Annotated in this window: 9 protein-coding genes and 1 rRNA gene; 6 read left to right on the plus strand and 4 right to left on the minus strand. The window is 39.1% G+C overall.

Features of this window, described 5'->3' with window-relative positions; all coding sequences use genetic code 11:
• Window positions 1-529: 529 nt before the first annotated feature.
• A complete protein-coding gene (locus tag AT864_RS10615; RefSeq protein ID WP_044745076.1) occupies window positions 530-1,702 on the minus strand; it encodes an MFS transporter in 1,173 nt (390 codons plus the stop codon).
• Between the two features lie 154 nt (window positions 1,703-1,856).
• On the opposite strand from AT864_RS10615, the gene AT864_RS10620 reads away from it, so the two are divergent.
• Entirely contained in the window at window positions 1,857-2,345 is a 489-nt protein-coding gene (locus tag AT864_RS10620) for a GNAT family N-acetyltransferase (RefSeq protein ID WP_066148935.1), read from the plus strand.
• 80 nt (window positions 2,346-2,425) lie between these two features.
• Window positions 2,426-2,692 carry a hypothetical protein gene (locus AT864_RS10625; protein WP_044745075.1) on the plus strand — a complete coding sequence of 89 codons (267 nt, stop codon included), beginning with the start codon at window positions 2,426-2,428 and terminating at the stop codon, window positions 2,690-2,692.
• 191 nt (window positions 2,693-2,883) lie between these two features.
• Here AT864_RS10625 and AT864_RS10630 read toward each other — a convergent pair whose 3' ends face one another.
• On the minus strand, window positions 2,884-4,524 hold the full coding sequence (locus AT864_RS10630; protein ID WP_066148903.1) for a M4 family metallopeptidase: 1,641 nt from the start codon (window positions 4,522-4,524) through the stop codon (window positions 2,884-2,886).
• Between the two features lie 685 nt (window positions 4,525-5,209).
• On the opposite strand from AT864_RS10630, the gene AT864_RS10635 reads away from it, so the two are divergent.
• Together AT864_RS10635 and AT864_RS10640 are read left to right on the plus strand one after the other, a co-directional pair.
• Window positions 5,210-6,388 carry an ATP-grasp domain-containing protein gene (locus tag AT864_RS10635; RefSeq protein ID WP_066148905.1) on the plus strand — a complete coding sequence of 393 codons (1,179 nt, stop codon included), beginning with the start codon at window positions 5,210-5,212 and terminating at the stop codon, window positions 6,386-6,388.
• Complete coding sequence (locus AT864_RS10640; RefSeq protein WP_066148906.1) at window positions 6,385-8,082, plus strand: methyl-accepting chemotaxis protein; 1,698 nt, start codon at window positions 6,385-6,387, stop codon at window positions 8,080-8,082. Before AT864_RS10635 ends, AT864_RS10640 begins: the two co-directional genes overlap by 4 nt.
• A gap of 293 nt (window positions 8,083-8,375) precedes the next feature.
• On the opposite strand, the gene AT864_RS10645 is transcribed toward AT864_RS10640, so the two are convergent.
• Window positions 8,376-9,053 (minus strand): MgtC/SapB family protein, encoded by a 678-nt coding sequence (locus AT864_RS10645; RefSeq protein ID WP_044745071.1) that lies wholly within the window; start codon window positions 9,051-9,053, stop codon window positions 8,376-8,378.
• A 74-nt stretch (window positions 9,054-9,127) separates the two neighbouring features.
• Here AT864_RS10645 and AT864_RS10650 point away from each other — a divergent pair, with 74 nt between their 5' ends.
• Complete coding sequence (locus tag AT864_RS10650) at window positions 9,128-10,048, plus strand: DMT family transporter (protein ID WP_066148908.1); 921 nt, start codon at window positions 9,128-9,130, stop codon at window positions 10,046-10,048.
• On the opposite strand, the gene AT864_RS10655 is transcribed toward AT864_RS10650, so the two are convergent.
• Window positions 10,008-10,829 carry a protein-glutamine gamma-glutamyltransferase gene (locus AT864_RS10655; RefSeq protein WP_066148911.1) on the minus strand — a complete coding sequence of 274 codons (822 nt, stop codon included), beginning with the start codon at window positions 10,827-10,829 and terminating at the stop codon, window positions 10,008-10,010. The genes AT864_RS10650 and AT864_RS10655 overlap by 41 nt on opposite strands.
• A 1,478-nt stretch (window positions 10,830-12,307) precedes the next feature.
• Here AT864_RS10655 and AT864_RS10660 point away from each other — a divergent pair.
• A 16S ribosomal RNA gene (locus AT864_RS10660) occupies window positions 12,308-12,528 on the plus strand; the annotation flags it as partial.

A 12,528-nucleotide genomic window follows, 5' to 3' on the forward strand; every position in this document is an offset into this window, starting at 1 on the left:
TGAATCTTTCAGCCTAGTTGCCCATCATCTCTACATGCCTCCAACCCCCTAACAAGCTGTGCTTCGTATTTTTTCTCTTCCATCTTATCCATTACCACCTGGGCAAAACGATCAGACGCGGAGGAGAAAGGGCTTTTGATTTTTGGAAGTTTAGATTATAGGGCAGAAATGGGACGATATGTTAGCCGGAGCATCCGTTCACGCTATATCAACGCTAGTAAAAAAGAGACGAACGATCTTTGGAAGAGCGGCGACCGGAAACGAATTTGTGAATTTGCCTTCGTCACGCATCTGTGTGACGAAGGTTTGAGAACGTTGCTTTCAGTCTTACACCCGGCTGCCGAAACAGCAAGGCCTCATATCCATGATGCTCCAGCTACCTTAATTTCTTCATTTTTCAACGGAAGAGTCTTATAATATGTTTTCAACCTACGAGTTTGTTGGCCACGAAAAGCGATATGGTTCAATGGGGGAAAGGACAAATCTTGTTCGAACGTCCTTCCCTAAAATGACCACTAGAAACGTTGGATTATTGCGGCTTATAGGCTGCTTTGCCAAATTGCTTCATAAGTATTAACGAGCAGCAGAGAAACAGCACATCAACAAATCCATAGATCGTATCATATCCGCCGATTTTAAGAAGCCAGCTCCCGATTATAGGTCCGCACGCCATTCCAATATATCGGAAAAAATTATAGACCCCAATAGCAGTAGATCGGTTGGAATGAAATATTTGCGTAAGAAGAGTTGTTTGTACAGGCAAAGAGGTTCCTAGGAAGAATCCAAATAGCATGATGGAAACAATCAGTAATGGGAGCGCTATATGTGAAACTAAAAGAAATAAGAACACGGCCAACACATTTAAATAGGCGGTCGTGACAATCACATTTCGGCTTGGGAAGCGTCCTTGTATCCTTCCGCCGACGAAGCTGCCCACGACAATAAACAAAGACATGCATAGAAACACGATTCCCTTTTGTTCTGCTGGAAGCGCGTATCGGTCGTTCAAAATGTTTGGCAAAAATACTAAAAAGTTATATAGCGCATAGTATTGCGTAAAGCCCAATAAAATGATGGACGCGCCCGTGTGATTTTTTAAAATAAAAACAAAATCCCGTGGCTGGAAGCGTTCTGTAGAGCCTGTTTCCGTTTTAGTTTCTTTTAAAAAAATAAAATTGAACAGGAAAATAACAGCGCCTACGAATACAAGGACAAGAAAGACGGTATGAAAGTTAAAGCTTCCCCCAATAAAGCCTCCAGCGATCGGCCCTGCGACCGGGCCAAGCGAAACCATCATTTGAAACGTTCCCATCGCTTTTCCTCTTGCTTTCCCTTCAAATAAATCGCCGATCACCGTAGCAGCAACGACGGAGCCAGCCGCAATTCCAATGGCTTGCAGAGCGCGAAAGACGAGCAAGATAGAAATGGAATGTGAAAAGAAACAGCCAAGAGATGCTAGTACATAAATAAAAATACCAAATAAAAGAACCTTTCTTCGCCCCTTTGTATCTGTAAGAGGTCCATAAACGATCTGCATGAGTGCTAAAAACAAAGTAAAAATGGAGATTGTCAAATTCACCAAAAATGAAGATGTGCCAAAATCTTTTGTGACTTCTGGTAAAATAGGTGTGTAGATCGTTTGTGTAAATGGACCAAGAAATGCAGCAAGCGACACTAAATACACGATCAGTGTCTTATTCATCTGCTTCCTCCTTTCATGTTTTATTAAGAAGTAAAATCAGCGCTTCTGGAAGATTCAGTCACTCGCTTTAAATAATATTTAAGTATGCTCCCTTTTTATGTATTTTTGCAAATAAAATGCTTAAGGAGGAATGGGAAGTATGCAGGAATCATTGATGATTAGGGATGCTCGTTATGAGGATCTTTCGGCGATTGTTCGTATATATAACGAAACCATTCCCTCAAGAATGGTCACAGCAGATTTAGAACCGATAACGGTAGAGAGCAGAGAAAGCTGGTTTTGGAAACATTCTGCTGACACCCGGCCGCTATGGGTCGTTGAGAAAGAGGGGCAAATATGTGCATGGCTCAGCTTTCAGTCTTTTTATGGACGGTCTGCTTATCAGCATACAGCGGAAATCAGCATCTATATTTCTGAACAATATCGCGGACAAGGAATGGGAAAGCAATTGTTACAAGCCGCCATTGATGAATGCCCAAGGCTGAATATTAAAACGCTACTCGGATTTATTTTTGCCCATAACGAACCAAGCTTGCGTCTTTTCTCTCATTTTGGCTTTACTACATGGGGGCATTTTCCGAAAGTTGCGGAATTAGATGGCGTGGAGCGAGATCTTATCATTGTAGGAAAACGCATCGTATAGACAGTCGGTTGGTGGGAAATATAATAGAAAAATCGTCAGTACTTATAAAGGCCAACAAACAGTGAAAAGAGGGAGAAAGTATGAATGTAATGCCGATTCGTCTATTTACGATCCAAGATGGAGAAGGATTTGTCGCTGATGTATTCCAATGTCCAGTCACGAAAAACCTAATTTATAAATCGTCGGGGACGCCGGCTATTGTGTCTTATGAGCAGCTGTCTGAAATTCAAAAACGCGAGCTGCAAAGGTATGGATTTCAATTATTAACGGAAAAAGAGTTGTTAGCTTCCAATCAGATTCATGGTGGAGACAGCCATATCATTGAGGAATTTTTGCCGAAACACTGACCAAAACATGTCATCATACATTTGCTAAGTGTAGATTTCCGCCCTTCAAGCGAACGGCACCTTGATTAGCCTCTGACCGTCGAAAAAATGAGATTCTGCTTGTGAAGCGGGTTGCATCATTCAATAGATGAAAGAAGGCCAAAGCCAAAAGAAATCATATTCTTTTGGCTTTGGCTCTGTTTGGAGGAGGTTTAATATACTCCTACTTGGTTCCAAGCGTTGGCCACCGCATTATATGTTGAACTGCCGGATCCATACAAATCAGCAGCAGCTTGTAATAAAGCGGCTCGAGCATTGCTGAAATTGCTTGTTGGAGTTAAATAGACAGTTAATGCTCGATAATAAATTTTTTCTGCTTTTTCCTTGCCAATTGCAGTAATCGTCAAATAGGCAGCTTTATTTGGAATACCGCTATTTGTATGCACTCCGCCGTTATCTGAAGAGGTGTATACATAGTCGTTCATGTGAGCTGGCTGTCCGTATGCTTGAGGATTAGAAAGGCTTCTTAAAGCATCGCCGGAAACGTTAGGTGTATAGACGTCTTCGCCGATTAAGTAATCATTTGAATCTACAAAGCAAGCGAAAACATCTGACATTGATTCATTTAATGCGCCTGATTGGTTGCGATATTCGAGCCCTGCTGTTCGATCAGTGACAGCATGTGTTAACTCATGTGCGACAACATCGAGTCCGCCTGATAAAGGAGCGAACGTCGTTCCGTCCCCGTCTCCATAAACCATCTGTACTCCGTTCCAAAATGCGTTGTTATATCTATTGCTATAGTGAACCGTTGAGCGAATCGTTGCTCCGTTGTTATCAAAGCTATTGCGATTATGTGTGTTTTTGTAATAGTCGTAGACGACTCCTGCATAATAATGGGCATCTACATCAGCACGTTGTGAAGAAGCAGTCCATGCATTATCGCTGTCAACAGAGTAGGAGCCAGGCAAGCTCGTGCCATTTTGCGCCGTGCGTGTTTCGATGACCCCTGACATCGGCTTTGTCACATCGTATAAATAATAGGTGCCGTTAGAGTAGTAAGTATTAAGAGTTTTGTAATCTCCTAATACTCCGTAGCCATAGCCGCTTGTTGCCTCTTCGGCTACAGCATTGTAGGCATCGACAATTTTGCCGTTATTTGCATCAACGTAAATTTTCCAATTGGCCGGATACGGATAAATAAATTGCAATTCTACTTTGTGGGTCAAATAGTAGTTTCCATCCTTCTCGTAAATAACCAGTTTGCTTTTTTCCACTGTATTGGCGACATCCGCTTTTTCTTTTAAAGGTGCGTTATCCTCTTTGACCTCTGTTTCTTGTTTCGTTACATTAATGTGCTTCCAAGCCAAGTCAATGGCTTCTTTATCCGAAATTTTAGCGGCTGTTTTGTTTTTAAATTTGTCCGAAGCGCTAGGACGGAGCTTTCCGTTCGTGGCTTTGACAATCCCGTTTTTATCCGTATGGACTAAAAATTCTCCGCCATCTATCGGAACGCCATTGAGTGACTGAACATATTTATAGTGGGTCATGCCTAATTCATCGGTCTTCACATCGACTAATGTAAGCTCTGTGTCAGGATTGATCTGATAAATTTCTTGATTGTTTTTCAAAAATTCCCGGATCGTTTTTTCACTTTTAAAAGACTGTGAAGATAGCTTTCCGGATAGAAATTCTGGAGCACCGTTTTTCGCATCCCAGTTTTCTTGGAGGATTTGCATTTTCTGGTGGGCATGCTTTTGTGCTGCGGGAGATTGTACGGCCGCATACGATGATGGAAGAAGGGCACTAAACGTTAAACCTGCTGCTAAAATAAAAGTAGCTTTCTTTTTCATAAATTTCCTCCTTTGTAAAATTGGATTATATACGATAAAAATTGTATTATACAAAACGGCAAATGGGTATTGAGAAAGTGGTCATTAAAGTTGGATAGAGATGGGAATGATTTGGCCTTTATTTTTCAATATGTTCATAGTGTTAAATGGACTGTGCCTCATTGCAGCTAACGATCAGGCGTGTTGATCATCCAATAAAAACCAATGAACAATACCGGATTCCTCGCTTTTCATCTGAAGCCGGCGAGCCGATTTGCCTCCCGATCGTGAGTTTTAATATGGTCCATTCATCATAATTATTACAGCACGAAGGACAATTGTATTGCTCGATAGATGATCGCTTTAAATAAAGAGAAAGAAGACATAAACAACCGAAATTCCCTGAACAAATTTCCTAATGAGGAAAGTTTATTGGAAAAAGTTAAATACTTTCTGAAATGAGCCAATTTACACAATAGAGTAATAACAGTGGAATATGTTAAAAATTACTCCAGTCCTGACGATAAAGAAAATGTTAGAAATAGTTTACTAAAATAATAGTGAAAGGAGTAGTGCTTTGGTTTCATTGCGGTATAGTCAACCTAATGTTTTTGTACAGTTAGAGTAACATGATAAGACATGGATGTAGCATGGACGAGCGTGCTTCTATAGTACTAATTTTTATTTATTAGAAAGGTGCATCAAGATGATTCTTATCAATGATCAAATTATTTCACCGATTTTGCTTGCATCATTGCAAGAATTGGATATCCCTGTTTTGGTTCAGGGGAATCCATCGAATTCTTTAAATGGCTTAAAGACATTAGACGAGACAGAATTTTTTGGGCTCATGAATGAGCAAACAAAACTATTAACGAATTCAGAAAGCTGTTTAAAATTGCTTGAATCATATGCCCCAGATAGCGTGCAAAACCGTTGGTCCAAACAGTTAAAAGACAAAGGGCTTTTTCGTTCTGCTTTGAAAAAAATGTATCCAGATTATTTTTACAAAGTTGCGGATAGGAATGAGCTGTACAGCCATTCGATTGATGAGATCCCTTTTCCTGTTGTTATAAAGCCCAGCAAAGGGTACTCAAGCGTAGGCGTATATAAAGTAAAAAGCGCAAATGAATGGGAAGCGGCGTTGCGGCAGTTAGAAACAGAACTGTTTGTAGCGGAGAATATGTATCAAAGTGTTATTGATGGAGAAAGTATTTTAATTGAAAAATGGATTTTTGGAGAAGAATACGCGATTGATGGCTATTATGACCACAGCGGTCATCCGGTGATTTTAAATGTTTTTAAACGATTGTTTAAAGATGAATATGATACATCAGACCGGATTTATTATACATCCAAGCAGGTGATTGCCGAGATTTACGATGACATTCTTGCGTTTATGCATCAGTTTCAAGAAATTTATCCATTAAAAAACTTTCCTATTCATTTTGAAATTAGAAAAAATAATGACAGCATAATTCCGATTGAAGTGAACCCGCTTCGGTTTGCTGGAGCAGGTACAACAGATCTCGGATTCTATGCTTATGGATGCAATGTATATGAACACTATTTCCGAGGAACATGCCCGGACTGGAACAGAACGCTTCAACATATGGACGATCACATCTATAGCTTCCTTTGCGCCGAAATTCCTATGCATATTTCTCAAAGCTTGATTCAATCCATTAATCACCCATTATTTCAAAAACAGTTTGACCACATCTTAGAATACCGGCCGATACAAGCAGCAAATGACCGAACTTTTGCGATCGTATTTTTTAAAAGCAAAACAATGGACGAGCTTTATCGGTTGCTGCGGCTCGATTTACAAGCATTTATCCACAGAAAGGAACTTCAATATTCGGGAGAAGGGGCTAAAGAATGAAAAAGATGCTTTGGAGAAAATCGATTCGATCTCAGCTTATTATAAGTTTTATCTTGCCTTTTATTCTATTTTCCGTCGTTGCATTTGGCTTTGTTTATTATGTGTCTAGTTACATTATCCAAGATCATGTAATTCCACAGTTTGATGAGCGCTTAACTGAAAATGGTGAAACATTGGCGGAAAAACTTGATCCAACTCTTATTCAAAATGTTATTGCCTTTCCAGAGAAATATGGGGAGGAGCTTAAACAAGAGCTTGACTCATTTATTAAAAATAAAAACGGAATTGAGTATGTATATGTATTGGCGAGACATAATGGGCGAGATGTCATTGTCGCTTTAAATGACAGCGACGAATTTATGGTGGAGTCTCCGTTTACAGAGGAACAAAAACAATCATATGAACAAAAAGAACAGATTTTAAGCAGCATTTACCAAGATAAGTGGGGAGTCCATAAATCCTTTTTTATGCCGGTGCGGGGAACGGATGCGATCATTGGTGTGGACATGAGCGCTAAGTTTATTAAGCAGCTCGAGCATTGGATATGGACCTTTTCGATCATTTTAACTGTGGTGATGATTGCAGCGGGCATCATACTGGCGCTATTCATCGGAAATCGAATAGCCAAGCCTTTAACACAATTAGTACAGTACACAAATCGTCTCTCTAATGGGGATCTTAGCCAACCAATCAAGATGAAACGAGAAGACGAGATCGGCATTTTAGCAACCAGTTTTGAAGAAATGAGAAAAAATTTAAGCCATATCATTCAGCAAGTAAGCGATAATTCACAAACCATCCATGGAAGCAGTGAAATTCTTTTGGGGTCCTTTGCCGAATTGTCTCAAGCATCGCAGCAAATTGCTGTCAGCACAAATGAAGAAGCAAAAGGATCAGAGGAAAGAGCGCATCATATTGATCGCATTTCTCATATGATTTCTGAAATGTCGATGTCTATTTCTAATGTCGACGAGCAAACGAAATGGATTAAAAACCTTACAGATCAGGCACGAGAGCAGGCGGAAAAAGGGAACATTCAAGTACAAATGATTACAGAACAAATGAGTAAAATTAAACAAAATGGAATAACGAGTAAACAAAATCTGTCTGATCTTGGGGAAAAACTAAAACAGATTAACCACATTATTCAAATGATTCAAGAGATTTCATCGCAGATTCATTTGCTGGCTTTAAATGCTTCCATCGAAGCAGCCCGCGCTGGAGATGCAGGGAGAGGATTTTCGGTCGTAGCTCAAGAAGTTCAGAAGCTGGCCCATCAAACCGACGAATCCATTCAAGTCATTTCTCAAGCGATAGAGGAAATGAACGAACAGGCTAAAGTGGTGCTTCAGCTAAATCAGCAAGATTTTGAAGATATTGTAAAAGGGGTGGAGATTGCTGAAGATAATGGCCGACTATTTCATGCGATTTATGAATCCGTAGAGCAGTTAACAAAAGGAATGGATGCTATCGCCAAAAATACAGAAGATCTATACCAATCCTCCGATCAGGTTTTGACATCCATTCAGGAAATTGCGGCTATTTCTGAACAAGGGGTAGCGGTGATTCAGGAGATTTCTGCTTCTGCTATTCAACAAAACCATACTATTGATTACTTAAAGGAGCAGAACATTCAACTAAAACGTTTAGCTGATCACCTTCAAGAGATGATTGCAAAGTTTAAGATAGAGTAAGTATTCCTCAGTAAAATCACGATCTCAATTTATAAAGAGTCGAGTGAATCTTTCGGCCTTTTCGTTTAAGCGGCGTAATCAAGTGTAATGATATCGCTTTAATGGAATGTCAGGTGTGTTGATGATCCAATAAAAACAAATTGGCATCGCTTGACTCCTCGCTTTTCTGCCGTAGTCGGCAAGTCATTCGCTTGCCGACTGGGCATACATCTGGCAGAAACGCTTGTGTCTAGCTCAATTATTCCATATTTTTAGTAAAATAATGGATCATTGCATTCTTGGATTGTCCATCATTAACCACTTTCAATATCAATATGAACAATGGATGAGATGCTGCGAAGCGAATAATAGACATCCGTTATTGATTTTTTCTGATCGACAGCTACTTTTAGTCTAATAAGATGATGATGATCATCAAAATCTTTAATTCGAACCGTTTTTATATCAATGATTTGCTGGTTAATGGCAGAAATCACATCATCAATATGATCGTTATTAGAAATAGTAATTTGCAAAACAAACTCTTTTTCTCGTAACTGCTTTGGTCCAAAAAAAGAGGTGAGAAGAGGAATGAGTTCTACGCTTAAAATAAGTAATCCCACGCTTAAAATAGCTTCCCAGTAAAATCCCGCCCCAACGGCAATGCCGATTCCGGCTGCTCCCCAAATAAGAGCAGCCGTTGTCAGACCCGAAATGCTGTCATTCCCTCGGCGCAAAATGACGCCTGCCCCTAAAAAACCAATGCCGGATACAATTTGCGCAGCAAGGCGAAGCGGGTCCATGGCCATGCGGTTTTTTAAAGGAAATACATATGCCGACTCAATAGAAACAATCGTTAATAAGCAGCTCACAATGGAAATGACTAAACATGTCTTTAATCCCACCGGCTTTCGCTTTAATTCTCTCTCGATGCCGATCACAAGGCCTAATACCGTTGATATTCCTAGCTTCATAAAAAGATGAAAATCCATATTTTATCACCTTTTCTTCTTCAGTCAATGTTATAATCATTATAAATTATAAAACGTTGAACGAGGGATGGATGATGCAATCACAAAATTTATTTAAGCCGTATCTCGCTCTTTTTATCGGTGCGCTCTCGATATCAACATCGGCCATCTTAGTAAAATGGGCACACGCTCCTGCAGCTGTAATCGCTTTTTACCGTCTCTTTTTTACAGTTGCACTGATGACTCCGATGTTTCTCCCGGCTTGGCGTGAACTATTGAAAATTTCGAAAAGAGATTGGTGGTTTTCTGCTATCTCTGGTGTATTGTTAGCTTTTCACTTTATTCTCTGGTTTGAATCTTTAAACTATACGTCGGTAACAAGTTCTGTTGTGCTTGTGACGCTGCAACCATTGTTTGCATTCGCTGGAGGCTACGTGTTTTTTAAGGAAAGATTGACGATTGGCGCGTTGTTAAGCGGCTTGCTTGCGATTGTTGGAAGCACCATCATTAGCTGGGGAGATTTTCGAATAAGCGGACAGGCGCTATTCGGTGATATGCTAGCCTTGCTTGCTTGTATGATGATTACAGGATACTGGCTGTTTGGACAGGAGTTACGAAAAAGACTATCGCTGACGATCTATACATATGTTGTGTATGGAATCAGCTCTCTCACCCTGCTGCTCTATGTGCTTTGCTTTCGCTATCCTCTACTTTCTTATAAAAAAACAGATTGGCTTTGTTTTATTTTACTTGCCATCATCCCCACTTTGCTGGGCCATTCGTTAATGAATTGGTCGGTAAAATGGGTAAGTGCTGCGACCATTTCAATGGGAATTTTATTTGAACCTGTCGGTGCTGCTATTTTAGCCTATTTTTTACTTGGAGAAATGATCCAACCATCGCAATGGATTGGCGGTTCCTTAATTTTATTGGGCATTGGCACATATTTATGGAGTGAAAATCGAAAAAAAAACGTTACAAATTCAAGAAAGTGGATGAACCGATTTTCCCAATGAACAGATGGCTTGGATCGAATGGCAAAGCTATGCGCTGCTCGCTATTTGCAAACCTGCTTAAATATTTAAAATCTACTCTTGTTGTTTGTTCTAATAAGTAAGCTGACTTTTTCGCTGCTTTTTTTCGCCGTTTATTGAGTGCTGAAATAATTTCATCCTTTGTTTTGATTCCGATCCCATGCCCATAATAAAGATCTCCTCCTAAGTAAATGGTATTTTCTCCTTGCCATTGAGGCATTTCTGGATCGACATCAGGATTTTTAAAATATAGACAATCGCCGGGAATGTAGTCGTTCCCGGTTTTTGTTTGTACTCCTAAATCTTCGTCATAATGCCAATCGTATAAAAGAAGGTTGGCGAACAGTTGATTAAAAGTTTGCCGGTCAATCGTATCTAAGACTGCCTTATAGAAAATGATGACAATAGCTGTTGCACACTCAAAGGCGTATAGCTGGCTGTTTTCAAAAATATCATTAATCCCATCAGCTGGAGTCACATTCTTTTTTAACTCAAATCCGCCTAAATGGTTTCGTGACCAAAACTGTTCATTACATCTTGAAAAACGGAAAATGGTAAATCGTGCTTTACTTTTTGCTAAGCGAATAGCCGTATGAAGAATTTGTTCTCGTAGCTTCAGCTCAAATAGAAGCTGTTGTTCATTTTTATATGTGTATTTTTTCCTTTCTTTTAGTAAAGCTTGAAAAATCATGGTTTGTTCTTTAGATAAAGGCGAATGGGAAAAAAATTGGTTATCCACAATGGAGCTTTTAACTTGAATCATGTTGTCCACCCTTTCATTTTGGAGTTATCAACAAATTGTGAATATTAAAAAATAATTATTCACATATTTGCTCAAAACAGCGCTAGTATTTAATGATCAGTGTGAATAAGCACTGTGTTTTTGTGGGAAAAATGTGGATAATCTGTGTAAAAGCATTTTAGAAAATAACAAAGGATCAGCAAAAATATGGGGATTGGTGTTCTCTTGTTTTACGGATAAGGTAGTGTATATAGTAGATTATATAAGAGCTTTTCTTAAAAAATTAGGCTAAAAAGCAGAACATTCACTCATATCCTTTCTTCGAAGCAAAATTCGTCCATCTTTTCATGAATCCGTATTTCTTATGTAAATGTCGTTATGAAGTCTTTGGATGCTGTATAATGAAAATCTGTTTCTACGGTTTGCTCTGATATGTGTCTGTTTTTCTCAAAGGAAGCTGACTGATGAACATCTAAAATTCGCTGTGACCAAAAAGAGTACAATAAAGAAGAGCGATTGGTACAAGAAGCTGCTCAATCGATAAAAAATAGAATCAACATTTGCCGATGATGCTGTAAGGCTTATGTGCGCTGTTACAAAAAATATGCGCATTTGGATGCTGAAACTGTTTGTATACCCACCAGGTTCTAATTGGGCATGATGTACAGCGATAGGGATGCCCTAACATTCGTTCCATTGTGTAATGGTCCGATTTGAGGTCAGGTGACCTTGTTTTTACAGATTGTTTATCATTTATACAGTACAAGGATAACGAGTGATTGCATCATATAAGTGTAACTTAAGCTAGAATCAATCCTCTTTGAAAAGTCAAAGATCGCCAGCGAGGCGGTGATTTTTATGCATCAAGAGGGTGGGTAACAATGAATAGAATAATGCCAATCCAGACATGTGAATCAACGTGTGAAGTGATTGGTTTTTTAGATACCTAATTATACTACTTCCAATGTTTAATATTGATTTTGAAAATACTCCCTTCATTTATGAAGGTGATTTGTCAAACAAAAAAGATATTGAATTTCTAAATATATCCTGATATTTTGTTCAAAAGCCTCCTCCTGAGCTGCCTATTTGAACTATGTTGTATGGTGTGATGCGTGTTATTATAGATGATGCGCTTGATATACTTATTGAGCGATGAAAATAAAGAGCAATTTTTTGTAAGGGATATGTTAAAGTATGTTTTGTTAGCTCATTTATGTATATGTTTATAGCATGGAATATATGTTTTTTTTAAAAAATATAAAAATAATTATTGCATTTTATTTTAGGGTATGATAAATTATAAAACGTCGCTGATGATGATAAATAAAACAGCGAACGGAAAATAAAGTGGTTGACAGTATTTTTTTATTGTGATAATATTAGGAAGTCGCTCTGATAAAGAGGATAAATGTTCTTTGAAAACTGAACAAAACGAAGCGTTAATCGAAAAATTTCGGTATGGTTAACCGAAATTTAAATAATAGCCAATCAACTTTCTTTTGGAGAGTTTGATCCTGGCTCAGGACGAACGCTGGCGGCGTGCCTAATACATGCAAGTCGAGCGGACCGAATAGAAGCTTGCTTCTGTTCGGTTAGCGGCGGACGGGTGAGTAACACGTGGGCAACCTGCCCGTAAGACGGGGATAACTTCGGGAAACCGGAGCTAATACCCGATAACCCTGAAGACCGCATGGTCTTTAGTTGAAAGGCGGCTTCG

The organism is Anoxybacillus sp. P3H1B, from assembly GCF_001560855.1.
GTDB lineage: Bacteria > Bacillota > Bacilli > Bacillales > Anoxybacillaceae > Anoxybacteroides > Anoxybacteroides rupiense.